The organism is Clavibacter sp. (assembly GCF_014802555.1).
GTDB lineage: Bacteria > Actinomycetota > Actinomycetes > Actinomycetales > Microbacteriaceae > Clavibacter > Clavibacter sepedonicus.
This window is the reverse complement of record NZ_JAAVCB010000097.1, coordinates 1-23303: the sequence shown is the minus strand read 5'-3', so window position 1 is coordinate 23303 and position 23303 is coordinate 1. Positions and strand designations below refer to the sequence as shown.

Annotated in this window: 22 protein-coding genes; 13 read left to right on the top strand and 9 right to left on the bottom strand. The window is 72.7% G+C overall.

Going from position 1 to position 23303, the window contains the following annotated elements:
* The coding region (locus tag HDR73_RS10940; RefSeq protein WP_287136436.1) for a DUF418 domain-containing protein at window positions 1-910 on the bottom strand (910 nt) is incomplete at its 3' end.
* A 148-nt stretch (window positions 911-1058) separates the two neighbouring features.
* Here HDR73_RS10940 and HDR73_RS10935 point away from each other — a divergent pair.
* The 8 genes from HDR73_RS10935 (at window position 1059) to HDR73_RS10900 (ending at window position 9621) form a co-directional block, all read left to right on the top strand.
* Window positions 1059-1994 carry an ABC transporter ATP-binding protein gene (locus HDR73_RS10935; protein WP_012298397.1) on the top strand — a complete coding sequence of 312 codons (936 nt, stop codon included), beginning with the start codon at window positions 1059-1061 and terminating at the stop codon, window positions 1992-1994.
* The gene (locus tag HDR73_RS10930) at window positions 1991-2854 is read left to right on the top strand and encodes an ABC transporter permease (protein ID WP_012298398.1); all 864 of its coding nucleotides are present in this window, start codon (window positions 1991-1993) and stop codon (window positions 2852-2854) included. The genes HDR73_RS10935 and HDR73_RS10930 overlap by 4 nt, the downstream gene beginning before the upstream one ends.
* A 39-nt stretch (window positions 2855-2893) precedes the next feature.
* Complete coding sequence (locus HDR73_RS10925) at window positions 2894-4186, top strand: sensor histidine kinase (RefSeq protein ID WP_223842732.1); 1293 nt, start codon at window positions 2894-2896, stop codon at window positions 4184-4186.
* Window positions 4183-4857 (top strand): response regulator transcription factor, encoded by a 675-nt coding sequence (locus HDR73_RS10920; protein ID WP_012298400.1) that lies wholly within the window; start codon window positions 4183-4185, stop codon window positions 4855-4857. Before HDR73_RS10925 ends, HDR73_RS10920 begins: the two co-directional genes overlap by 4 nt.
* A 308-nt stretch (window positions 4858-5165) precedes the next feature.
* Complete coding sequence (locus HDR73_RS10915; protein WP_012298401.1) at window positions 5166-6308, top strand: substrate-binding domain-containing protein; 1143 nt, start codon at window positions 5166-5168, stop codon at window positions 6306-6308.
* Between the two features lie 164 nt (window positions 6309-6472).
* Window positions 6473-8017 (top strand): multiple monosaccharide ABC transporter ATP-binding protein, encoded by a 1545-nt coding sequence (mmsA, locus tag HDR73_RS10910; RefSeq protein ID WP_012298402.1) that lies wholly within the window; start codon window positions 6473-6475, stop codon window positions 8015-8017.
* Window positions 8014-9222, top strand: coding sequence for a multiple monosaccharide ABC transporter permease (gene mmsB / locus HDR73_RS10905; protein ID WP_012298403.1), 1209 nt, complete (start codon window positions 8014-8016; stop codon window positions 9220-9222). The genes mmsA and mmsB overlap by 4 nt, the downstream gene beginning before the upstream one ends.
* Before the next feature lie 114 nt (window positions 9223-9336).
* Window positions 9337-9621 carry a hypothetical protein gene (locus HDR73_RS10900; protein ID WP_041464418.1) on the top strand — a complete coding sequence of 95 codons (285 nt, stop codon included), beginning with the start codon at window positions 9337-9339 and terminating at the stop codon, window positions 9619-9621.
* Here the strand turns inward: HDR73_RS10900 and HDR73_RS10895 are convergent, their stop codons facing one another.
* The 4 genes from HDR73_RS10895 to HDR73_RS10880 all read right to left on the bottom strand — a co-directional run bounded on the left by HDR73_RS10895 (window position 9622) and on the right by HDR73_RS10880 (window position 12586).
* Entirely contained in the window at window positions 9622-10422 is an 801-nt protein-coding gene (locus HDR73_RS10895; protein WP_012298405.1) for a signal peptidase I, read from the bottom strand.
* A gap of 25 nt (window positions 10423-10447) precedes the next feature.
* Window positions 10448-11350: a hypothetical protein gene (locus HDR73_RS10890; RefSeq protein WP_012298406.1), complete on the bottom strand. Its 903-nt coding sequence runs from the start codon at window positions 11348-11350 to the stop codon at window positions 10448-10450.
* Window positions 11347-11949 (bottom strand): TasA family protein, encoded by a 603-nt coding sequence (locus tag HDR73_RS10885; RefSeq protein ID WP_012298407.1) that lies wholly within the window; start codon window positions 11947-11949, stop codon window positions 11347-11349. Before HDR73_RS10885 ends, HDR73_RS10890 begins: the two co-directional genes overlap by 4 nt.
* A 91-nt stretch (window positions 11950-12040) precedes the next feature.
* Window positions 12041-12586 carry an alternate-type signal peptide domain-containing protein gene (locus HDR73_RS10880; RefSeq protein ID WP_012298408.1) on the bottom strand — a complete coding sequence of 182 codons (546 nt, stop codon included), beginning with the start codon at window positions 12584-12586 and terminating at the stop codon, window positions 12041-12043.
* Window positions 12587-12943: 357 nt separating this feature from the next.
* On the opposite strand from HDR73_RS10880, the gene HDR73_RS10875 reads away from it, so the two are divergent.
* The 4 genes from HDR73_RS10875 (at window position 12944) to HDR73_RS10860 (ending at window position 18931) form a co-directional block, all read left to right on the top strand.
* Complete coding sequence (locus HDR73_RS10875; protein WP_041464419.1) at window positions 12944-14590, top strand: sensor histidine kinase; 1647 nt, start codon at window positions 12944-12946, stop codon at window positions 14588-14590.
* A 136-nt stretch (window positions 14591-14726) separates the two neighbouring features.
* Window positions 14727-16556, top strand: coding sequence for a BCCT family transporter (locus HDR73_RS10870; RefSeq protein WP_041464420.1), 1830 nt, complete (start codon window positions 14727-14729; stop codon window positions 16554-16556).
* A gap of 127 nt (window positions 16557-16683) precedes the next feature.
* Entirely contained in the window at window positions 16684-17697 is a 1014-nt protein-coding gene (locus tag HDR73_RS10865; RefSeq protein ID WP_041464421.1) for a diacylglycerol/lipid kinase family protein, read from the top strand.
* 55 nt (window positions 17698-17752) lie between these two features.
* The gene (locus tag HDR73_RS10860) at window positions 17753-18931 is read left to right on the top strand and encodes an AAA family ATPase (protein WP_012298412.1); all 1179 of its coding nucleotides are present in this window, start codon (window positions 17753-17755) and stop codon (window positions 18929-18931) included.
* Window positions 18932-19060: 129 nt separating this feature from the next.
* On the opposite strand, the gene HDR73_RS10855 is transcribed toward HDR73_RS10860, so the two are convergent.
* The 3 genes from HDR73_RS10855 to HDR73_RS10845 form a co-directional block, all read right to left on the bottom strand.
* On the bottom strand, window positions 19061-20164 hold the full coding sequence (locus HDR73_RS10855) for a fatty acid desaturase family protein (protein WP_041464422.1): 1104 nt from the start codon (window positions 20162-20164) through the stop codon (window positions 19061-19063).
* Between the two features lie 328 nt (window positions 20165-20492).
* On the bottom strand, window positions 20493-21536 hold the full coding sequence (locus HDR73_RS10850; protein WP_041464890.1) for an NAD(P)-dependent alcohol dehydrogenase: 1044 nt from the start codon (window positions 21534-21536) through the stop codon (window positions 20493-20495).
* 50 nt (window positions 21537-21586) lie between these two features.
* Window positions 21587-22318, bottom strand: coding sequence for a hypothetical protein (locus tag HDR73_RS10845; protein WP_012298415.1), 732 nt, complete (start codon window positions 22316-22318; stop codon window positions 21587-21589).
* Window positions 22319-22462: 144 nt separating this feature from the next.
* Here HDR73_RS10845 and HDR73_RS10840 point away from each other — a divergent pair, with 144 nt between their 5' ends.
* Entirely contained in the window at window positions 22463-23110 is a 648-nt protein-coding gene (locus HDR73_RS10840; RefSeq protein ID WP_012298416.1) for a DinB family protein, read from the top strand.
* 36 nt (window positions 23111-23146) lie between these two features.
* Here the strand turns inward: HDR73_RS10840 and HDR73_RS10835 are convergent.
* The coding region (locus tag HDR73_RS10835) for an integrase core domain-containing protein (protein ID WP_287136437.1) at window positions 23147-23303 on the bottom strand (157 nt) is incomplete at its 5' end.

Sequence of the window (23303 nt, the reverse complement as noted above, 5' to 3'; positions counted from 1 at the left end):
CGACCGCCCAGCCCACGAGGCCGAGCAGCCCGAGCGCGCCGCCCACGCCCGTCGCGCCGTGCAGCACGCCGAGCAGGTAGAGCGCCACGGGATCCGCGGCGATCGCGCCGACCGCCGCGAGCACGAGCGGGAGCGCGCCGAGCACGCTGACCGGCATCCCGACGAGCGCGAGCGTGCGCAGCAGCGGGAGGTGCGCGGCCGGATCCTCGAGCACGCGGCGGCGGCCGAGCAGCACGCCGACGGCGGCGAGCGGCACGAGCGACCCCACGAGGACGGGGGTCGCGACGACCAGGCCCGCGAGCGTGATCGCCCGGCCCGCGAGGTCGCCGAGGAACGTGCCGTCGCCGCCGAGGAGCGAGCCGGATCCGTCGTCGCCCGTGAGGCCGTCCGCCCCGGCGACGACGAGGAACACGATCGCGGGCGCCCACACGAGCACGCGGAAGACGCGGTCGCTCGCCCGGTACAGGGCCGCGAGGGCGAGCCCGAGGATCCCGTAGCTCAGCAGGATGTCGCCGTCGAACAGCAGCACCACGTGCAGCGCCCCGAAGACCATGAGCCACGCGCTCCGGCGGAGGAGCAGCCGTCGGGCGCGCGGGCCGTCGACGCCCGCGGCGGCCTGGCGGCGCAGGATCACCGCGAAGCCGTACGCGAACAGCATCGTGAACAGCGGGAACGCGCGGTTGTCGACGAGCGTGCCGACGAGCACGTCGGCGACGTGGTCGAGCGCGGTGCCGTCCGTCGGGCGGCCGAGCGGGCCGGTCGGGCGGCCGACGATGAAGGAGACGGAGTTCGCGAGCGCGATGCCGAGCAGCGCGATCCCGCGGAGGAGGTCGGGGGCGAGGCTCCGCTCCGCGGCGGACGTCGGGCCGGCGGAGGCGACGGGCGCGGGGGAGTCGGGGCTCGAGGTCACCCGTCCAGCCTGCCCGGTGCGTGCCGGGCCCGCCACCGCCCCGACGAGCCGCCGGCGCACGGGCACCGGACCATCCACCGATCGGCCGATGCCGCGGATCGACCGCTCGGCCGTTCCGCTGCCGCCCGTCGAGAGCCACGCTGGACCCATGACCACAGCAGCCGTCGAGGAGCACGTGACCGTGCGCGACCTCGAGAAGACCTACGGCACGACCACCGCCCTCCGGGGCGTCAGCTTCGACATCCACCGCGGCGAGACGTTCGCCCTCCTCGGGCCCAACGGCGCGGGCAAGTCGACGACCATCGAGATCCTCGAGGGGTACCGGCTCCGCACCGGCGGATCCGCGACCGTGCTGGGCGTGGATCCCGCGACGGGCGGCCGCGCCTGGCGCGCCCGCATCGGCATGGTGCTCCAGTCGAGCTCCGAGAGCGGCGCCATGACCGTGCGCGAGCAGGTCGCGCACTTCGCGCGGATGTACCCGCGGCCCCGCGACGTCGACGCGACTATCGAGGCCGTGGGCCTCACCGAGAAGGCCGGCACCCTGCTGCGCGCGCTCTCGGGCGGGCAGCGTCGACGGGTGGACGTGGCCCTCGGGATCATCGGCCGCCCCGAGCTGCTCTTCCTCGACGAGCCGACCACGGGCTTCGACCCCGAGGCCCGGCACCGGTTCTGGGACCTCATCCGCGGGCTCAAGGCGGAGGGCACCACCATCCTCCTCACCACGCACTACCTCGACGAGGCCGCGCAGCTGGGCGACCGGGCAGCGGTGATCGCGGGCGGGCGCCTGGTCGCGATCGGCCGGCTCGACGAGATCGGGGGAGAGGAGGCGCGGATCCCGCGGGTGCTCTGGCACGACGACGACGGGATCCACGACGAACGCACCCGGACGCCCGGCGCGTTCGTCGCGGCGCTGTCGGAGGCCACCCCCGGCGGCGAGCCGCGCGACCTGCGGATCGTGCAGCCGAGCCTCGAGGACGTGTACCTCGGGCTGCTCGCCGAGGCGGGCGCCGCGCCGGCCGCTGGAGGCCCCGACGCTCCCACGGCCGCGATGCCCACCGCCTCCGCCGAGGAGGTGGCGGCATGACCGCCGTCCGCCCCGCGCGCCCCGCCGCGGTCCCCGCACCGGTCCTGCCCGGCGTCCTCCCGCTCGGCATCCACCGCGTCCGCTACGAGGTGCGCCGCTACTTCCGCCAGACCGACACGATCATCTTCACGTTCCTCTTCCCGGTCATCATGCTGTCGATCTTCTCGGTCGCCTTCGGCTCGTCCGGCAACCTCGGCACCGCGCCCGACGGATCCGGCGGCGTCAGCGCCGCTGCCTACTACCTGCCGGGCATGATCGCGGCGGGCATCCTCCTCTCGGGCGTGCAGAACCTCGCCGTCGACATCGCCATGGAACGCAGCGACGGCACGCTCACGCGGCTCGCCGGATCCCCGCTGCCCGTGCTCTCCTACTTCATCGGCAAGGGCGGCCAGGTGATCGTCACCTCGCTGCTCCAGATGCTCGTGCTGCTGCTGGTCGCCCGGTTCGCGTTCGGGGTGGAGCTGCCGACCGACGCCGGACGCTGGGCCACGTTCGCGTGGGTGTACGCGCTCGGGATCACGTCGTCGGCCGTGCTCGGCATCGCGCTCAGCCGCATCCCGCGCTCCGGCGCCTCGGCCACGGCGGTCATCACGCCGATCGTGCTCGTGCTGCAGTTCATCAGCGGGGTCTACCTGACCTTCACGATGCTGCCGACCTGGCTGCAGGACGTCGCCAGCTTCCTGCCGCTGAAGTGGATGGCCCAGGGCATGCGCGCCGTCTTCCTGCCTGACGCGCTCGCTGCCGTCGAGCGCGGCGGCACCTGGGACCTCGCAGGCGTCGCCGTCGTCCTCGCGATCTGGCTCGTCGGCGGCACCATCGCGGCGCTCGCCACCTTCCGCTGGATCCGCCGGGATTCCTGAGCCGTGCGCGACGACCGGGCGGGATGGCAGGCTCAGGGGATGATCCCGGTCCGCACCGTCCACCTCGCCTACGGGGTGACCATGGCGGTGCTGGTCGTGCTTGCCATCGGCACGGGCAGGGACGCCGGATGGGGCGCGTGGGGCGCGATCGCGGCGATGACCGCCCTGTACCTCCTGGTGGGCCGCCGTGCGCTCGAGGCCTCCGCCGCGGCGTCCGCCACGGAGGCCCGGCTGCCCCCGGAGCCGTCGGCGGTCGTCTTCCTCGCGCTCGTCATCCCCGCCGCCACCTGGGGCGTCGCGAGCCTGTCGACGTTCGCCGTCGTGCAGTGCGTGCTCTGCCCGCTCGTGTGGCTGCTGCTGGACCGGGTGCGCGACGCCGTCATCGGGACCCTCGTGCTCACCGGATCCATCGCCGTGGGCTTCGTGGTCGGCTTCGGCGACCTGCCGGGCGCGCTACCGACCATGGCCCTGTCGCAGGGGCTCAGCCTCGGCGGCACCATCGCGCTCGGGCTCTGGATCACGCGGATCGCCGACCTCAGCCGCGAGCGCCTGCAGCTCCTGGAGGGGCTGCGGGCGGCGCAGGCGCAGGTCGAGGAGCTCGGCCGTGAGGCGGGGACCGCCCGCGAGCGGGAGCGGCTGTCGGCGGACATCCACGACACCGTCGCGCAGGACCTCACCGGCCTCGTGATGCTCGCGCAGCGCGGCCGGCGCGAGCTCCGCGGCGGCGCGACGGAGGCGATGGACCAGACCCTCGCCCAGCTCGAAGCGGGCGCGCGCGACGCGCTCACGCAGACCCGCGCGATCGTCGCGGCCACCGCGCCCGTCGAGCTGACGGACGGCCTCGGCCAGGCGATCGCCCGGCTCGGCGCGCGCCTCGAGCGCGAGACGGGCATCCCGGTCGAGGTGCGCGTCGACGCGGGCGTCGGATCCGTCGACCGCGACGCCGAGGTCGTCCTCCTCCGCTGCGCCCAGGAGGGCCTCGCGAACGTGCGCCGCCACGCGGGCGCGTCCGCTGTGGAGCTGGCCCTCGACCGCGACGGCGGCGACGTCGTGCTGGCGATCCGCGACGACGGCCGCGGGTTCGACCCGGCCCGTGCATCCGGCGGCTACGGCCTCGATGGCATGCGCCGCCGGCTCGACGCGGCCGGCGGGCGCCTCGACGTCGAGAGCGGCCCCGGCGGCACGCGGCTCACGGCGCGCATCCCCGCGCACGCGGCGTCCGCGGCGTCCGTCGCCCCCTCGGCAGCTGGCGCTTCCCCTGTCGACCCGCCGCTCGCCGACCCGACGCCCGCGCCGACCCGCGCCGCTGCCTCCGCACGGGCCCGCGCATGACGCCCCCGCGCATCCGCGTCGCCGTCGTCGACGACCACCCCGTCGTCCGCGCCGGACTCGCCGCGCTGCTCGCCTCCGCCGACGACATCGACGTCGTCGGGCAGGCGGCCGACGGCGAGGCGGCGGTCGACCTGGCCCTCGGGGAGCGCCCCGACGTCGTCCTCATGGACCTCCGCATGCCCGGTCTCGACGGCGTCGGCGCCACGGCGCGGATCCGCGAGGAGGCGCCGGGCGTGCGCGTCCTGGTGCTCACCACCTACGAGACCGACGCGAGCATCCTGACCGCGATCGAGGCGGGCGCGAGCGGCTACCTGCTGAAGGCGGCGCCCGAGGAGGAGATCCTCGCGGGTGTCCGCGCCGTGGCCCGCGGCGAGGTCGCCCTCGCGCCGGGGATCGCCGCGGCGCTGGTCCGCCAGGTCGCCCGCCCGGCCGCCGAGCCCGCCGGCCCGACGCCGACCCTCAGCCCGCGCGAGACCCAGGTGCTCGCGCTCGTGGCCGGCGGACGGACCAACGCTCGCATCGCCCTCGAGCTGCACGTGACGCCCGCGACGGTGAAGACCCACCTGCTGCACGTCTTCGAGAAGCTCGGCGTCGGCGACCGGACCCGCGCGGTCACGCTCGCAATGGAGCTCGGCCTGCTGCCGCCGGCCGCCGGGCCCGCGCGCGGCTGAGCCATCCGCCGTCGCCGTCCTCCCTGCGCGCCCCCGTCCGCGGGACACAGCGGTAACGCTTGGATAACGTCTCCCCGATGCCGTATCGGCGGCTGCGGAAATGGATAAGTTCTGACGGACGACAAACGCACGGGACGCCGCGATCCGGCCGCTCGGCCGGCGTCGCCCCGCACGGAACCCGCACCACCACCAGCACTCACCGCACCAGCACCCGACCCGAGGACGCGTCGGAGCACCACGGCGCTCGCGACGACGCGACCGCCCGGCGCCCGCACGACCCGGACGGGCCACCGAGAGGACCCGCCGCCATGGCATCCGGACGTAACGCACGCAAGATCAGCTCCCTCCTCCTCCTCGCCGGCGGGGCCGTCGGCATGACCGCGTGCGCGCCGCAGGGCGCCACGAACACCGGTGCCGGCGACGGCGGCGACGCCGCCGCCGGCACCGAGTGCAACGTCGGCATCTCGATGCCCACGCGCAGCCTCGAGCGCTGGATCAACGACGGCGAGGGCCTCAAGACCAAGCTCGAGGGCGACGACTGCACCGTCGACCTCCAGTACGCCGACAACAAGACCGACGCGCAGATCAGCCAGATCCAGAACCAGGTCGCGGGCGGCGCCAAGATCCTCGTGGTCGCGGCCGTCGACGGCAAGACGCTCGGCCCGGGGCTCGAGGACGCGAAGAGCCAGGGCGTCACGGTCATCGCCTACGACCGCCTCATCAACGGGACGGACGCGGTCGACTACTACGCGACCTTCGACAACTACAAGGTCGGCACGCTCCAGGGCGAGTTCATCAAGGACACGCTCGACCTCGACAACGCGGCCGGGCCCTTCACGCTCGAGCCCTTCGCCGGCAGCCCCGACGACAACAACGCCGGCTTCTTCTTCGGCGGCGCGTGGGACGTGCTCCAGCCCTACGTCGCGAGCGGCAAGCTGACCGTGCCCTCGGGCAAGTCGCCGGCCACGAGCGCCGACTGGCAGCAGATCGGCATCCTCAGCTGGGGATCCGACGACGCGCAGGCCGAGATGGACAACCGTCTGCAGTCGTTCTACACGGGCGGCCAGAAGGTCCAGGTCGTGCTCTCGCCCAACGACAGCCTCGCGCTCGGCATCGAGGCGTCGCTCTCCAGCGCCGGCTACGCGCCCGGCGCCGACTGGCCCGTCATCACCGGCCAGGACGCCGACAAGGCCAACGTGCAGGCGATCCTCGCGGACAAGCAGTCCATGACCGTCTGGAAGGACACCCGGGCGCTCGGCGACCAGGTCCAGAAGATGATCGGCGAGATCGTGAAGGGCGATGAGGTCACCGTCAACGACACCAAGTCGTACGACAACGGCAACAAGGTCGTCCCGTCGTTCCTGCTCGACCCGCAGGTGGTCGTGAAGGACGACGTGCAGAAGACGCTCATCGACTCCGGCTTCCTGAAGGCGTCCGACGTCGGCCTCTAGCCGACATCGCGGCCGACGGGCGCCCGGCACCACGCCGGGCGCCCGTCGGCCGCGCATCCGTCTCCTCCCGGCGCGCGCCTCCCGGCGCGCGCCTCCCGGCGCGCGCCTCCCGGCGCGCGCCTCCCGGCCCGCGCCACCGACCCGAACGGGAACCAGGAGCAGCAATGGACGACGTCATCCTGCAGATGACCGGCATCGTCAAGGAGTTCACGGGCGTGCGCGCCCTCGACGGCGTGGACGTCACCGTCCGCCGCGGGGAGGTGCACGCCGTCTGCGGCGAGAACGGCGCGGGCAAGTCGACGCTGATGAAGGTGCTCAGCGGCGTCTACCCGCACGGCAGCTACGAGGGCACCATCACGATCGACGGCCGCGAGGTCCGCTACGGATCCATCAACGACAGCGAGCGCGACGGGGTGGTCATCATCCACCAGGAGCTCGCGCTCAGCCCCTACCTCTCCATCGCGGAGAACATCTTCCTCGGCAACGAGAAGTCGCGCGCCGGGGTCATCGACTGGAACCGCACCAACCTCGAGACCGTCAAGCTGCTCGAGCGCGTGGGCCTCGACGAGAACCCGGCCACGCGCGTGCTCGAGCTCGGCGTGGGGAAGCAGCAGCTCGTGGAGATCGCGAAGGCGCTCTCCAAGGAGGTGAAGCTGCTCATCCTCGACGAGCCGACCGCCGCGCTCAACGACGACGACTCGGCGCACCTGCTCGAGCTCATCGGCCAGCTGCGCGACCAGGGCATCACGAGCATCATCATCAGCCACAAGCTCAACGAGATCCGCGCCATCGCCGACGAGGTGACCGTCATCCGCGACGGCCGCACCATCGAGACGTTCCCGGTGACCGACACCGACGAGATCGAGACGCGGATCATCCGCGCCATGGTCGGCCGGCCGCTCGACGCGCAGTTCCCGCCCCGGGATCCGCACATCGGCGCCGAGAAGCTCCGCGTGGAGGACTGGACCGTGCACCACCCGGTCGACGTCGACCGCGTCGTCGTCGACAACGCGTCGTTCAGCGTGCGCGCGGGCGAGGTCGTCGGGTTCGCGGGCCTCATGGGCGCGGGCCGCACCGAGCTGGCGATGAGCATCTTCGGGCGCTCCTACGGCACGGGCATCTCGGGCCGGATCTTCAAGGACGGCAAGGAGATCCGCACCCGCACCGTGAGCGAGGCCATCAAGAACGGCATCGCCTACGCGACCGAGGACCGCAAGCGCTACGGGCTGAACCTCATCGGCAGCATCACGGTGAACGTCTCGGCAGCCGCCCTCTCGAAGCTCGTCCGGCTCGGCGTGATCGACCGCAACCGCGAGTACGCGGTGGCGGACGACTACCGGAAGAAGATGAACATCAAGACGCCCGACGTCGCGAGCGTCGTCGGCAAGCTGTCCGGCGGCAACCAGCAGAAGGTCGTCCTCAGCAAGTGGATCTACTCGGGTCCCGACGTCCTCATCCTCGACGAGCCCACGCGCGGCATCGACGTGGGGGCGAAGTACGAGATCTACAGCATCATCAACCAGCTCGCGGCCGAGGGGAAGGCGGTCATCGTCATCTCCTCCGAGCTGCCCGAGCTCATCGGCCTCTCGGACCGGATCTACACGATCGCCGAGGGGCGGCTCACCGCGGAGGTCTCCCGGGCCGACGCGACACAGGAGGAGCTGATGCGGCACATGACCGCCAGCCGGAAGTCAGGAGTCGACCAGTGACCGTCATGCCCGAGCAGGCCACCGCGCCGAACGTGCCCACGCCGGACGGGGTGAAGAAGCGGCCGCGCCGCCGGATCGACCTCCGCCAGTACGGGATCCTCGCGGCGCTGGCCGTGATCATCCTGCTGTTCCAGGTCCTCACCGAGGGGCGGCTGCTCTACCCGGGCAACGTCGCGAACCTCATCCAGCAGAACGCGTACGTGCTGATCCTCGCGATGGGCATGGTCATCGTGATCATCGCGGGCCACATCGACCTGTCGGTGGGCTCGGTGGTCGCGACCGTCGGCGCCGTGGCCGCGCTGAGCATGAACGAGTGGGGGCTGCCGTGGGGGACCGCCGTGGTCCTGTCGCTCGTGGTCGGCGCGCTGATCGGCGCGTGGCAGGGCTTCTGGGTGGCGTTCGTCGGGATCCCGGCGTTCATCGTCACGCTGGCCGGCATGCTCGTGTTCCGCGGCGTCGCGCTCGTGCTCCTCACGGGCGGCACGATCTCGGGGCTCCCGGCCGAGTTCAACTCCATCGGCTCCGGCAACCTGCCGACGACGGGCGCGCCCGACCTCCTCACGCTCGGGATCGGCGCGCTCGTGTCGGTCGGGCTCGTGGTGCAGCAGCTGCGCACCCGTGCGACGCTCCGCAAGCTCGAGCTGCCGCGCGAGCGGGCGATCTCGTTCTGGATCCGCACCGCGATCGCCGTCTTCGCGATCATGTACCTCTGCTACCTGCTGGCGTACAACCGCGGGACGCCGATCATCCTGATCATCCTGGCGACGCTCGTGCTGCTCTACTCGTTCCTCCTCACGCGCACGGTCTTCGGTCGGCACGTATACGCGATGGGCGGCAACCTGTTCGCCGCGATGATGTCGGGCGTCAAGACCCGCTGGGTCAACTTCTTCATCTTCGTGAACATGGGCCTGCTCGCCGGTCTCGCGGGCGTCGTCAGCACGGCGCGCGCCGGGTCCGCGGTGGCGTCGGCCGGCCAGAGCTTCGAGCTCGACGCCATCGCCGCGGTGTTCATCGGCGGCGCGGCCGTGCAGGGCGGCGTCGGCACGGTGGTCGGCGCGGTCATCGGCGGCCTCGTGATGGGCGTGCTCAACCAGGGCCTGTCGATCCTGTCGGTGGACGCCGCGTGGCAGCAGGTCATCAAGGGCCTGGTGCTGCTCCTCGCGGTCGCCTTCGACGTCTACAGCAAGCGGCGCTCCGGGCGCTGACCCGCGACGCGCGACCACCGGCCCGGCCGTTCCCCTCGCGGGAGCGGCCGGGCCGTGCGTCGTCCGGTGGGGGCGGATCGCCCGCTCCACGACGGGAGCTGCCACCCTCGGGACATGGGGTACGGACCGTACGACGCGCTGTCACGCGACGAGGTAGTCGCGCGCCTGGCCGACGGGTGGGCCTGGCGCATCTCGTGGTGCAGCGGCGCGCGATCCCTGGACACGCACGGCGTCGGGCCGACGCTCCCGGCTGGCATCCTCCACTGCGTCCCGTCCCCGGCGAAGCTGCGCCGCGGTCGTCTGCCCGGCCCACGCAACTGGATGCTCGTGGTCGAGCGCGAGGAGGACGGCCGACCGGTGCTCCTCTTCGACGAGGGTCCCGAGTACCGCTTCGTCTGATCAGCCGCGGTGGCGTCCCCGCGGGGGTCGGGCGGGGGCGGACGGCGGGACGCCGTCGACGCCGGGGTGCGAGGGATCCGCCCGCGCGGCCTCGGCGACGCCCGCGGACATCGCGTCGGAGTGCACGTGGTCGCCCTCGGCGACGACGTCCGCCGCGGCTGATGCGCTGCGCCGGCGTCGCGTCTGCACGGCGCCCGTGATGATCGTGACCGCCGCGTAGGCGAGGAGCGCGACCGCCGCGGCTGGGATGATCCAGCTGCGGGCCTGCCCGTTCACGGCCTGGTTGGCCCAGCCGACGAGCGGCACCGAGTACCAGACCTCGCCCTGGATCTGTCCCGGGGTGATGGGCAGCGAGTCGGGGGAGGCGTTGTTGTCGCCCTGGAAGGTGAAGGAGCGCGTGCCGTCGGAGGCGGACGCGATGGCGGTGATCCGGTGCGTGATCACCGCGGGGTCGCCCGAGCGGATCTGGTACGTCGCGACGTCGCCGATCTCCAGGGCGTCGGGGTCCACGGGCCGCACCACGATGAGCGTGCCGGGCGGGAGCGTCGGCTCCATCGACTGGGTGAGGATCGTCAGCGGCACGGATCCGGAGACCTTCGGCACCACGAGGAGGACGGCCGCGAGCGCGATGACGAGCAGCAGGATCCCGACGCTGAGCCCCACGGCCGCCGAGCGGGCCAGCTGCGCGACGCCGCCGCGGGGCGTCGTGCCTGCCTCGAGCTCGACGGGTGCGAGGTCGTCGGCGGGGCGTCCGAGGGCGTCGCCGTGCCGCGCGCGGCGGCGGGGGAGGATGCGGGTCATGGGCTGTCGTCCGGTGGGTCGGTGATCAGGAGCAGCGGAAGCCGCGCGCGCCGCTCTGGGTGAAGGCCACGATGGTGCCGCCGGCGACCTGGCCGACGCTCTGGTCGTTCGCGTCGAGGCGGTCGATGCGCACCTTCACGGTGCCGTCCGCGGCGAGGGACGCGGGCACCTGGCTGCCGCTGATGGTGGCCTTGCCGTAGGAGCCCTGCGACATGGCGATCGTCTTGCCGTTCACGATGACGCCGTACCAGGTGTCCATCGGGGCGCCCGAGACGTCCCACGAGACGATGACGTACCAGTTGCCGTCGGTGCTCTGGCAGCTGAAGCCGCCCGTGACGGTGGGCGCCGGCGTGGTCTGCTTCGCGGTCGAGGAGTCACGGCCGGTCCAGCTGCCGGATCCCAGCACGGTCGTGAGGGTCGCGGTGACGCCGGCCGCGGCCGTGGGGAACGCGGTCGCGGTGGTGCGCACGCACCAGATCACGCAGGCACCCGGGTTCAGCGTGCCGGACAGCGTGGGCGGGACCACCCAGTTGGCGGTCGCGGAGTCCGGGCCGACGGAGGTGTTGGCGGTGCACCCGGATCCGACCGCGGTCCAGGCGACGACGCGCACGTTGCGCGCGAAGTACTGGTCGTTCGTGGAGGACGTCGGTGCCGTCATGGTGCCGGTCCAGGAGGCGCGGGTGGATCCCGTGTTCGTGACGAGGACCGCCGCGGTGCGCGTGGGGCTCTGCGCCGTCAGCTCACCGGCGAGCTGGTCGAAGCCGCTCTCCGTCACGGCGACGGTGGCGCTCTGGACGTTCGTGCTCGTGGAGGTCGACGACGCCCAGAGCGCGTGTCCGGCGGTGGCGCCGATACCGACGAGGAGGACGGTGAGCCCCACCAGGAGCGCGGCGTGCGCGCGACCGGGGCGACGCTGGGTGCCGTTCACGGCTGCACCTGCACGCCGACGAGGGCGAAGGCGAGCTGCGCGGTGGATCCCTGCACGGTCTGCGGCGCGTCCTGGTCGAGGACCACCTGGGAGCAGACGACGGCGGACGCGCCGGGCTGGATCCGGAGGAATCCGCTGGGAGCGTTGAGCTGGCCGGGCCGGCCGGAGTACGTGGTGGCGTCGGGGACGCAGGAGGCCACGGAGGGGACCGGGCCGATGCGCACGGAGAGCTTGCCGAGGAAGGCGCTGTTGGACGAGGTGCCACGGGAGGAGACGGCCACGTCCAAGGGTACCGTCCCCGTGTTCTTCGCGGTGAAGGTGCCGATGGCGCCCTGGCCGGGGAGGAGCTTCGACGAGTCGAGGGCGGACTGCTGGGTGACGACGAGCCCGGGCGTGCCGCTGGTGACGCTGGCCGGCTGGGCGCTGGCGGCGTCGTTCCAGAGGGCGTAGCTGCCGCCGGTCGCGGCGAGGGACGCGACGACCACGGCGGTGAGGAGGCCCGTGGTGAGCCAGGCGGCCCGGAGCGGGCTGCGGCAAGCCTGTCGTGCGGAACGACGGCCGTGCGCGGGACGCGGGGCGGGGGCCTCGTTCCTGCGCATGTCGTCCTCGTTCCGGGTGGTGCTGGTGCGGGTGGTGGGGGTGGGCCCCCTCCCCGCGGGCGACGTCACCGCGGGGAGGGGAGTACGGCGACTAGATCGCGCGCTGCGTGAGCGTGAAGGCGAGCTTGTCGAACGAGAGCGTGCCGTTCTGGCCGGTCGTCGCGGTCGAGGGGAACGTGACCGTGAGGACCACGTTGACCTTCGTGGCGGCCGTCGAGGGCTTCACGGTGAAGGTGTTCGCAGCGGTGGCGGGGGTGATGCTGGCACCGGTCGAGGTGACGTCGAGCTTGGTCGTGATGGCCGCCTTGAGCGCCGCGTTGCCGGTGATGGAGACGGGGTTGTAGGTGAGGTCGGCGGCGAGCGAGTCGCCGGTCGCCGTGACGGTCAGGGCGCTCGTGTACTGGAGGACGTTGCCCGGGACGATGCGGTAGGTGGCGGGGTCGATGACCTTGCTGCCGCCGTTGGTGATGTCCGTCCAGACGCCCGCGTTGTCGGCGGCGATGGCCAGGTTGCCCGAGGAGACGCTGGAGGCGGCGACCGTGGCGTTGGCGTTCCACAGCGCGAAGCTGCCGGCGCCGCCGAGGAGGAGGACGATTCCGGCGGCACCTGCGACGGCACCGGAGACGATCTTGTTCATGGGGTTTCCTGTTCTTCGCGCGGTGTGCCGCGCATGCTCATGGGGAGGCGGCGGGTGGGTGTCCCGCCGGTCGTCTCCGGTCCTGCATCGGCTCCTCATCAGCGCTCCTGCGGTGTCGTACCGGTGTTCCTTCGACATGCATCACTCTGACGGAACGGTCTCAAGCCACCCGCTGGGGATCCGCAAGTCCCCCCGAGCTTTCCCGCAAGCCCGCCCCGGCATCGGCTCAAGGCCGAGAGGACTGTCCGCGCGCGGTCCGGTGGGATCCGCGTGGCGGCGCGGGTGGGGGCTGCGCAGGTCCCCCGGTCTAGGCTCGGTCGACGGCGTCCACCGACGGCGGATGGAGGAGGAGCGCGCATGACCCCTCCCGTGCCCGCCACCCGGTCGACGACCGACGAGCGGCGGCGACGAGGAGCCACCCGCGCGCAGATCCCGTTCCTCCTCAGCTGCGCGGTGGTCGCGGTCATCGTCGCGCTGGACGCGCCGTCGATCCAGCGCGACCCCTGGTACGCGGCCGCAATCGCCCTGGTGCTGATCGGCACGGTCCTGGCCGTGGTCGTCGCCGCCAGCCGGCTCCCGTCCGCCCTCCTGATCCTCGTGCCCGCGCTCGACCTGCTGGCCGTCGCGTCCATCCGCGAGGCGACCGTCGCCACCCTCCCCGCGGTGGCGCTGCTCGTGATCTTCCCGCTCCTCTGGCTCGTGTTCGGCTTCCCGACCGGTGGCGTCCCCGTCGCCGTCGCGGGCGCGCTCGCCATTACCGTCCTCCCCGTGCTCCGCGCCGGCGGGCTGCCCGCGACGAGCGCCGGCTGGGCCGACCTCGTCGGCGGTCTCCTCCTCACCTCCCTCCTGGTCGCCGCGGCGGCGCAGGCCGCGGCGACGCTGCGCCGGGCCCAGCGCGATCTCGCGGAGGCGACGGCGGCCCAGACCCGGCTCCTCGCGGAGTCGCGCGAGCAGACCGCGACCATCCGCGACGTCGCGGACGCCGTCGACGTGGGCATCGTCTTCTTCGACGCCGACGACCGGCCCGTCATCCGCAACGCGGCGGTCCGCCGGCTCCTCGAGCTCGCCGGGTACGACCACGAGACCGGCATGGCGACGTCGGTCTACGGATCCGACCGCGTCACCCCCGTCGCGCGCGACGGCAAGGTCCTGATGGAGGCGGTCTACGCCGACAAGGTGCACGGGCCCGTGTACTGGGTGGGGGAGCCCGGCGACCAGCGCGCCCTCGTCCTCTCCGTGCGACCGATCGGCCACCGGCCCGGCCAGCTCACGGGCACGGTGCTCGGGGCCTACGACGTCACCGACCTCGCCCAGGCCGTGCAGGTGCGCGACGAGTTCCTGGCCACCGTGTCGCACGAGCTGCGGACGCCGCTCACCAGCATCGTGGGCTACCTCGACCTGCTCGACGAGCTGCACGACCCCGCCGAGCTGGGCATCGCGGACGAGCTCGCGGTGATCCAGCGGAACGTCGCGCAGCTGTCGAGCATCATCGGCTCGCTCCTCGAGGGCGCCGACCACGCGCCCGCCCTGCGCCGCGGGACCGTCGACCTGACAGCCCTCGTCGACGCCGTCGTGCGGCCGGCCGCCGCGCGTGCGACCGAACGCGGCCTGGTGCTCGAGGGGCGGCTCGAGCCCGGGATCACGCTGGACGGCGACGCGGACCGGCTGACGCAGGTCGTCGAGGCGCTCGTCGCCAACGCGCTCCTCTTCACGCCGTCCGGCCGCATCGACGTGGTCCTCGCGCGCGAGGGGGACGACGCCGTGATCTCCGTCGCCGACACGGGCGTCGGCCTCAGCGAGGAGGACCAGCGCCACGCGTTCGACCGCTTCTTCCGCGCGCAGTCGGCCCGGGACGGCGCCGTCCCCGGACTCGGGCTCGGCCTCTCGATCGCCGAGCGGACCGTCACGGCGCACGGTGGCACGGTGCGCATCGCGAGCCGCCTCGGCCACGGCACGCGCGTGGTCGCGACCCTGCCGCTCGGACGCGACGCGACCGGCGCCTAGCCCTCCTCATACCCGATGGCAAGGTCCAGGGGCGAATCGACCGATCCCGCGGTCGCCGCCTAGACTCGGCCGGTCGCTCGCGGGACCCCTGCGGGCGATGCCCATGCCACCGAGCCCACAGGAGCCCATCCCCTCCATGACCTCCACGCGCACGACCGCAGAACGCCTCCTCGACCGCCTGGTCCCGAAGCGCAGATCGGGTCCCGACGGGACCCGGCCACCACGCCGCGACCACTCCGACCACCGCCTCCTCGAGGCCCGGTTCACCGGCTCGGTCGACCTGTACGAGCCCGAGCACCCGAGGATCGACCGTCTCGTCTTCGGCGTCACGGCCGTCCTCGCGGTCGGCTTCGTCGTGTGGGGCATCGTGAGCACCGACGGCCTCGCGTCCGTGTCGGGCGCCGCGCAGAGCTGGGTCATCAACCAGACCGGATGGCTGTTCGTGCTGGCGGCGAGCTTCTTCGTGATCTTCGTGCTCTGGCTGGCCGCGAGCCGCTACGGCCGCATCAAGCTGGGCGCCGACGACGAGAAGCCGCAGTTCAAGACGGTGTCGTGGATCGCGATGATGTTCAGCGCGGGCATGGGCATCGGCCTGATGTTCTTCGGCGCGGCCGAGCCGCTCAGCTTCTTCGTCAGTCCGCCGCCCGGCACCACGCAGCCGGAGTCGGAGGCGGCGATCCGCACCGCCATGGCCACCGCGATGTTCCACTGGGGCCTGCACCCGTGGGCGATCTACGCGGTCGCCGGCATCGCGATCGGCTACGGCACGTTCCGCAAGGGACGCAAGCAGCTCTTCTCCTCCATCTTCCAGCCGCTGCTCGGCACCAAGCGCACCGAGGGCTGGGCGGGCCGCGTCATCGACATGCTCGCGATCTTCGCCACGCTGTTCGGCTCCGCGGCCTCGCTCGGCATCGGCGCGACGCAGATCGGCGCGGGCCTCGAGTTCAACGGCTGGGTGGACGAGGCCACGGCCCCGCTCCTCATCGGCATCATCGTCATGCTCACGATCGCCTTCATCTTCTCGGCCGTCTCCGGGATCGCACGCGGCATCCAGTGGCTGTCGAACATCAACATGGTGCTGGCCGTCGTGCTGGCCGTGTTCGTGTTCGTCGTCGGCCCGACGCTCCTGATCCTGAACCTCATCCCCGCCACGCTCGGCGCCTACCTCGGCGACATGACCGAGATGGCGTCGCGCACCGCGGCGACCGGCGGTGACGAGATGAGCGCCTGGCTCTCCAGCTGGACCGTCTTCTACTGGGCCTGGTGGATCTCGTGGACGCCGTTCGTCGGCATGTTCATCGCGCGCATCAGCCGCGGCCGCACCATCCGCGAGTTCGTGGTCGGCGTGCTCCTCGCGCCCAGCATCGTGGCCCTCATCTGGTTCTCGATCTTCGGCGGATCCGCCATCCACGCTCAGCAGACGGACGGTGACATGACCATCGACGGCGCCGTGGTCAGCGACAACACGCTGTTCCAGCTGCTGAACCACTACCCGCTGGCCAGCATCAGCACCATCCTCGTGATGCTGCTCGTCGCGATCTTCTTCGTCTCCGGCGCCGACTCCGCGTCGATCGTGATGGGGACGCTGTCGCAGCGCGGCGCGCTCCACCCGAGCCGCAAGGTCGTCGTGTTCTGGGGCGTCGTCATGGGCGCGGTCGCCGCGATCATGCTCGCCATCGGCGGGGGAGGCACAGAGGCCCTCACCGGCCTGCAGAACCTCACGGTCGTGGCCTCCCTGCCGTTCGTGATCGTGATGCTCGTGGCCTGCTACGCGCTCTGGAAGGAGCTGCGCACGGATCCGCTCATCGTGCGCCGCCAGGTCGCGGTCGAGATGATGCGCGACGCCGTGGTCAACGGCGTCGAGCAGCACGGCGACCGCTTCCAGCTCTCGGTCGACCCCGTCGAGCCGGAGGACGCGGAGATCCGCGAGCCCCTCGGCGACGAGGACGAGGCCCGGCGCTCCTGACGCCCGCCACCCACGACGAAGCCGATCCGCGCCCTGAGCGCGGGTCGGCTTCGTCGGCCCGGGCCATCGGGCGCACGCGGGGGTCCCGGGACCCTCGCGCGCCGCGCGCGTCGGTAGGGTGACGGTGATGACGACTTCCACCCCCGCCTCCGCACCATCGCCCGCGTCCACCGACGAGTCGCGCCGCCGTGCCGCCGTCGTCTACAACCCCATCAAGGTCGACCTGGCATCCCTGAAGACCAAGGTCGCCCAGGCGGCGGGCGCGGCCGGGTGGCAGGAGACCCTCTGGTACGAGACCAGCGAGGACGACCCTGGCAGGGGCGCCGCGGAGGAGGCCCTCTCGCACGACGTCGACATGGTCATCGCGGCGGGCGGCGACGGAACGGTCCGCGCGGTCGCCGAGGGCATGTCGGGATCCGGCGTCTCGCTCGGGCTCCTGCCCTCCGGCACCGGGAACCTGCTCGCGCGCAACCTCAAGCTCACGCTCAACGACGTCGAGCACTCCCTCGAGGCCGCGTTCTCCGGACGCGACCGCGCGGTGGACCTCGCGTCCATCGAGATCCTGCGCGAGGACGAGACCCGCGACAAGCACGTGTTCGTCGTCATGGCCGGCGTCGGCATCGACGCGAAGATGCTCGCCAACACCGACTCGGAGCTGAAGAAGAAGGTCGGCTGGCTCGCCTACGTCGACGCGATCTTCAAGGCCCTCCGCGACCGGGACCAGCTCCGCCTGTGCTACCGCCTCGACGGCCGCAGCGTGCACCGCCGCCGCGCGCACACGCTCATCGTCGGCAACTGCGGATCGCTGCCCGCCAACATCCTGCTGCTGCCCGACGCCGCGGTCGACGACGGCATCCTCGACGTCGTCCTCATGCGCCCCGAGGGCATCCTCGGCTGGATCCAGATCTGGCTCAAGGTCGCGCGGGAGAACGGCGTCGTCCGCCGCACCGCCGCGGGCCGCCGCCTGATGGGCCCGGAGAAGGAGGTGCGCGCTCTCGAGTACCGCACCGCCGAGGAGGTGGTGGTGCGCCTCGAGAAGGAGGAGGACATCGAGCTCGACGGCGATCCGTTCGGTCGCGCCGTGGGCTTCAAGATCCAGGTGCTGCCCGGCGGCCTGACCGTGCGGGTGCCGCAGAACTGACCTGCTCGGCGATGACGGGCAGGTGCCTGTCGGGGGTGCATGGGAGGGTCGCGCCATGATCCGCACCCTGGCCGTCTCCGGCTACCGCTCCGTCCGCGACCTCGCCCTGCCGCTCACCGGGCTCGACGTCGTCACGGGCGCGAACGGAAGCGGCAAGTCCAACGTCTACCGGGCGCTCCGCCTCATCGCCGACATGGCCCAGGACGGGGCCGTCGGCGCGCTCGCCCGGGAGGGCGGCCTCGAGGCCGTGCTCTGGGCCGGCCCCGAGGGCATCTCGCGCGCCATGCGCGACGGCGAGCACGCGGTGCAGGGCACCATGCGCAAGGGCCCCATCGCGCTCCGGCTCGGGTTCGCGGGCGACGACCTCGGCTACCTCGTCGACCTCGGCATCCCGCAGCGGGATCCCCGCGCGCTGCCGCCCACCATGTTCGGTCGCGATCCCGAGATCAAGCGCGAGCTCGTCTTCTCCGGTTCGGTCGCGCGGCCGCGCTCGCTCGTGCTGGAGCGCCGCTGGCAGGACGTGCGGGTCCGCGACGAGGCCGACGGCTGGACGCACGTCCCCGCCATGGTGCCGGCGCACCTCAGCGTGCTCAGCGAGGTCGCCGACGCGGTCACCAGCCCGGAGGCCATGATCCTCCGGCGACGCATGACCGGCTGGCGCTTCTACGACCACCTGCGCACCGACGCGGACGCGCCCGCCCGGCGCCCGCGCGTCGGCACGCGCACCGACGTCCTGGCGAGCGACGGATCCGACCTCGCGGCCGCCGTGCAGACCATCCGCGAGTGGGGCCGCGGCGACGCGCTCGACGCCATGGTCGACCGCGCGTTCCCCGGGTCGCGCATCGTCATCCGCTCGCAGGACGGCGTCCTGTCGCTGGGCCTCGAGCAGCCCGGCATCCTGCGCGTCCTCGACGCCCCGGAGCTGTCGGACGGCACGCTGCGGATGCTGATGCTCACGGCCGGGCTGCTCACCACGGAGACGCCGGAGCTCATGGTGCTCAACGAGCCGGAGACGAGCCTGCACGGCGACCTGCTCCCTGCGCTCGGCGAGCTCATCGCGGAGGCCTCCCGGCACATCCAGATCCTCGTCGTCACGCACGCTCCGGGTCTCGGCGCCGCCATCTCGGCGCATGCGGAGGCGGGGGAGCTGCTGCTGGAGAAGCCGCACGGGGAGACGCTGCTCCACGGGCAGGGCCTCCTCAGCGCACCCTCGTGGGACTGGGGCAAGCGCTGACGCTGACTCCGACGTCCACCTGCGCAGGCACGGGGAGGGACGCGCACCTGCCCCCGTCGACGACGACGCCTCCCGTGCCCCGCGGATGTGCGGGGCGAGCGGGAGGCGTCGAGTGGTGGGCGTGCCGGGTCAGCGTCCGAACGCCGCCGATGCGGGGCAGTCGAACGGGTCGCCGCCAGCCGAGAGGCCGACCCGGTTGAGGTACGCGATGACGATCCCGTAGGACGCCAGCAGCGTGGTCTCCGTGTACGGGATGTTGTGCGTCGCGCAGTACTCCTTGGCGATGACCTGGGCCTTCTTCAGCGCGGGTCGCGGCATGTTCGGGAAGAGGTGGTGCTCGATCTGGTAGTTGAGGCCGCCCATGTAGATGTCGGTCAGCCAGGTGCTCTTGATGTTCCGCGACGTGAGGACCTGGCGGCGGAGGAAGTCGACCTTGGAGTCCTTGGGCAGCACGGGCATGCCCTTGTGGTTGGGGGCGAACGAGGCGCCCATGTAGACGCCGAACACGGCGAGCTGCACGCCGACGAACGCGAAGGCCATGCCGAGGGGGAGGAAGAAGAAGACGACCGCGAGGTAGGCGATGATGCGCGTGGAGAGCATGGAGATCTCGAGCCAGCGCTTGTCGACCTTGCCCCGGCCGAACACGGTGCGGAAGCCGTGCACGTGCAGGTTGAGGCCCTCGAACATGAGGATCGGGAAGAACGCGTAGCCCTGGTGGCGCGTGAACCAGCCGTAGATGCCCTTGGCGCGGGCGGCGTCCTCCGTGGTGAAGGAGATGACGTCGCGCTCGATGTCCGGGTCCTTGCCCATGACGTTCGGGTTCGCGTGGTGACGCGAGTGCTTGGTCATCCACCAGGAGTAGCTGATGCCGACGAAGAGGTTGGCGAGCGTGCGGCCCGCGATGTCGTTGGCCTTGCCGGACTCGAACACCTGGCGGTGCGAGGCCTCGTGGGCGAGGAAGGCGAACTGGGTGAAGATGATGCCGAGACCGGCGGCGATGAGCAGCTGGAACCAGCTGTCGCCGAGGAGCACGAACCCGATGCCGAGGCCGACGAGCGCCGCGGTGATGCCGGCGAACATGAGGACGTAGAAGCCGACGCGCCGCTCCAGGAGCCCCGCTTCGCGGACGGTGTTGAGCAGCCCCGAGTAGGCGGTGGTGGGGTTCGATCCGCCGCCACGCTTGGGCTTGGTCAGGACGATGCGGGGAGGGGCGGAGGTGTCGGTGTCTGTCATGTGCCTGCTCACTCGAAGGTCGGGGCCTCTCGGCCAGGGGGAGCGGTCCGTCTCACGGGACCAAGGGGATGCAGCGCCGCGATCCGCATGACGCTCCGGCTACCGGGGATCAGGGGCGACCGAGTCCTTACCCTGCCATGTCGCGAGGCGCCGTGGGCTGAGAAACCGTCGGTGCGTCGCGGCCCGGCGGCCGCGTGTAATGTTCGCCGCCGATCGCCCCGCGGTTCGGTCCGGATCCGCTGGAGGGGGTCCACGGACGCATGCCCGCTGCGGCATGCGCGGCTCTGCGAACGAGGGGATCCTCCCCCGTGCAGCGGGCGCCGACCGGTCAGGGGACGATGACCGCGCGGCCCCGGACGGTGCCCGCGGCGAGCGCGGCGTAGGCGTCCGGACCGTCCTCCAGCGCGTACCGCTGCGTCTCGACGGTCACCTGCCCGGAGCGCGCGAGGTCGAGCACCTCGATGAGCTCGGAGCGGCTGCCCCAGTAGGGGATCCGCACGGCCGCGTCGAACGCGATGGTCCCGAAGCCGACCTCGACGCTGCCCCCGCCGATGCCGACGATCGTCACGTCGCCGCCGGCCTCGACCACCTGCACGGCGGTCGCCATCGTCGGCTTCGCGCCGACGAAGTCGAAGACGGTCTGCACGCCGCGGCCTCCGGTGATCGCGCGGATCCCGTCGGCGGCGTCCTGGTCGCTGATCACGGTGTGGTGCGCGCCGACGTGGCGGGCGAGCTCGAGCTTCTCGTCGTTCACGTCGAGGGCGATGACGGTGGCGCCGGTGAGCGCGCGGAGGATCTGGATCCCGACGTGCCCGAGCCCGCCCGTGCCGATGACGACGGCGTACGTGCCCGCACCCAGCTTCGGGAGCGAGGTCTTGATGGCGTGGTACGGGGTGAGGCCGGCGTCGGTGAGCGACACGTTCGCGACGGGATCGAGGTCGCCGAGCGGCACCAGGTGGCGCGGGTCGTCGACGATCATGTACTCCGCCATGGCGCCGGGGGCGCCGAGCCCGGGAGGCTGGATGCCCTCGGCCGCGGCGTTCTCGCAGTAGTTCTCGCGGCCCTCCGCGCACGCGTGGCATCGTCCGCAGCCCCACGGTCCGTAGACAGCGACGGCGTCGCCGACGGCCAGGTGCTCGACGCCCGCGCCCAGCTCCTCGACGACGCCGGCGCCCTCGTGGCCGAGCGTCAGGGGCAGCGGGTAGCCGCCGGCGCGGTACTCCTCCTCCGAGAGGCCCATCACGTACTCGTCCGAGTGGCACACGCCGGCGGCGGTGACGCGGAGGAGGACCTGACCGGGCCCGGGGACGGGCTTGTCGATCTCGACGACCTCGGGGTGGGATCCGATGCGGGTGTACTGGAGCGCCTTCATGCCGTCCACCGTATTCCCCGCACGGGGGAACCGGCTGGGTGCGGGCGTCGTCAGGGCAGCCGTGTGCCGTGCGGCGGCTCGACGGGCGGGGCCTGCGTGCGCTCGGGCTCGGGGAGGGCGAGCTCGGCGTCCGCGGCGTCGCGGAGGAGGGCCATGCGGCCGGCGGCCGGGCACTGCGTGGCGAGCGTCGAGGCGGACATCAGCAGGTAGACCGGTAGGAACCAGGCCAGCGTCCCGCCGCCGCCCGTGAACAGGAAGAAGGGGATCCCGATGAGCGCGATGACGGCGAGGAGCGCGGCCCCGGGGACGGGCATCGCCGACGATGCGATGGCACGACGCGATTCGGTGGCGACCCGCTCGGCCGTCCCCGCTGCGAGGGTGACGCGGCCGCGGGCGTCCACGGAGCGATCGAGCAGCGCCGCGTCGCGCCAGGCCGGGTGGGTCCCCACGATGGACGGGTGACGGCTGATCGCGCGGGTCAGCCACACGGAGACCGGCACGACGCCCGCAGCCGAACCCACGACGAGTCCGATCAGCACGGCCGCCGAGGTGGCGCGGTCCTCGCCGTCGGCGCGGGCGAAGACAGGTCGGAGGAGGAGGGCCAGGGCGGTCCCGGTGACCAGGGCGACCCCCACCGCGACGAGCAGGCGTCGCCGCGTGATGACCTCCGCGGTCCAGGAGGCGAGAGCACGGGCGCCGACGGCCGCGAGCTCGCGCCGGCCGTGGCCGGGGTCGTCCGACGCAGCGGTGGAGCGGTCGGCGGTCGTGTCGTCGGCGGTCATGCGGCCCTCTCGTCGGGGCGATCGCCCTCGTCCATCCTCGTGGGCGCGAGCGGGCCGGTCCGCCCACGCGGGCACCCCCGTCCGGGTGTCCAGGCGCCGCATCGGGGCTGGACGCGCGTCGGCGGTGCCTGGGAGGCTCGCGGCATGACCGCAGCGCAGCCCTCATCCGCCTCCGAACCCACCTCACCACCCGCGCTCGACGCCGTCCGCGACGACCTCATCCGCCACCTCCGCCTGGCCCGCGAGGCGCTGGTCTGGAAGCTCGAGGGCCTCGGCGACCACGACGTCCGCCGGCCGCTCGTGCCCACGGGATCAAACCTGCTCGGCCTCGTGAAGCACGCGGCGGGCGTCGAGGCGGGCTACCTCGGCTTCGTCTTCGGGTGGCCGTTCCCCGAGCAGCTGCCGTGGATGGAGGAGGACGCGCCGCCGAACGCCGACATGCGCGCGACCGCGGACGAGTCGTGTGCCGACATCGTGGGCCTCTCCGAGCGCGTCGGCGCGCACTCCGAGGCGACGCTCCGGGCGCTCCCCCTCGACGCCGTCGGCCGCGTGCCGTGGTGGCCGGGGGAGGCGGGGCTGGTGACCGTGCAGCGGATCGCCGTGCACCTGATCGCCGAGCTGAACCGGCACGCCGGGCACGCGGACATCCTCCGCGAGCTGGTCGACGGCGCCGCGGGGCTGCGGGCCGAGAGCGGGAACCTGCCGGCCGGCGACGCCGCGTTCTGGCGGGCTGAGCACGCCGAGACCGCGCGCGTCGCCCGCCAGGCGGCGGGGCTGCCGCCGGTCGACTGACCGGGGCCCCGCCGGGCGGTCGGCTGGTGTACTGAGTCATGACGTTGGTGACACTCGGGCCGCGGGCGTCAGCCCGTGGCTTGAGTGGATTCGTTCAGTGTTGTAGTGCTCGATGAAGGGGTCAAGCGCGTCGGCGCGGTGTTGGTTGCTGGTGAAGGGTTGCCGGTAGGCCCACTCGGTCGCGAGGGTCCGG

Coding starts and splice junctions, on each gene's coding strand:
- HDR73_RS10935 (WP_012298397.1), top strand. CDS start 1,059: ATGACCACAGCAGCCGTCGAGGAGCACGTGACCGTGCGCGACCTCGAG.
- HDR73_RS10930 (WP_012298398.1), top strand. CDS start 1,991: ATGACCGCCGTCCGCCCCGCGCGCCCCGCCGCGGTCCCCGCACCGGTC.
- HDR73_RS10925 (WP_223842732.1), top strand. CDS start 2,894: ATGATCCCGGTCCGCACCGTCCACCTCGCCTACGGGGTGACCATGGCG.
- HDR73_RS10920 (WP_012298400.1), top strand. CDS start 4,183: ATGACGCCCCCGCGCATCCGCGTCGCCGTCGTCGACGACCACCCCGTC.
- HDR73_RS10915 (WP_012298401.1), top strand. CDS start 5,166: ATGGCATCCGGACGTAACGCACGCAAGATCAGCTCCCTCCTCCTCCTC.
- mmsA (WP_012298402.1), top strand. CDS start 6,473: ATGGACGACGTCATCCTGCAGATGACCGGCATCGTCAAGGAGTTCACG.
- HDR73_RS10900 (WP_041464418.1), top strand. CDS start 9,337: ATGGGGTACGGACCGTACGACGCGCTGTCACGCGACGAGGTAGTCGCG.
- HDR73_RS10895 (WP_012298405.1), bottom strand. CDS start 10,422: ATGACCCGCATCCTCCCCCGCCGCCGCGCGCGGCACGGCGACGCCCTC.
- HDR73_RS10885 (WP_012298407.1), bottom strand. CDS start 11,949: ATGCGCAGGAACGAGGCCCCCGCCCCGCGTCCCGCGCACGGCCGTCGT.
- HDR73_RS10880 (WP_012298408.1), bottom strand. CDS start 12,586: ATGAACAAGATCGTCTCCGGTGCCGTCGCAGGTGCCGCCGGAATCGTC.
- HDR73_RS10875 (WP_041464419.1), top strand. CDS start 12,944: ATGACCCCTCCCGTGCCCGCCACCCGGTCGACGACCGACGAGCGGCGG.
- HDR73_RS10870 (WP_041464420.1), top strand. CDS start 14,727: ATGACCTCCACGCGCACGACCGCAGAACGCCTCCTCGACCGCCTGGTC.
- HDR73_RS10865 (WP_041464421.1), top strand. CDS start 16,684: ATGACGACTTCCACCCCCGCCTCCGCACCATCGCCCGCGTCCACCGAC.
- HDR73_RS10860 (WP_012298412.1), top strand. CDS start 17,753: ATGATCCGCACCCTGGCCGTCTCCGGCTACCGCTCCGTCCGCGACCTC.
- HDR73_RS10855 (WP_041464422.1), bottom strand. CDS start 20,164: ATGACAGACACCGACACCTCCGCCCCTCCCCGCATCGTCCTGACCAAG.
- HDR73_RS10850 (WP_041464890.1), bottom strand. CDS start 21,536: ATGAAGGCGCTCCAGTACACCCGCATCGGATCCCACCCCGAGGTCGTC.
- HDR73_RS10845 (WP_012298415.1), bottom strand. CDS start 22,318: ATGACCGCCGACGACACGACCGCCGACCGCTCCACCGCTGCGTCGGAC.
- HDR73_RS10840 (WP_012298416.1), top strand. CDS start 22,463: ATGACCGCAGCGCAGCCCTCATCCGCCTCCGAACCCACCTCACCACCC.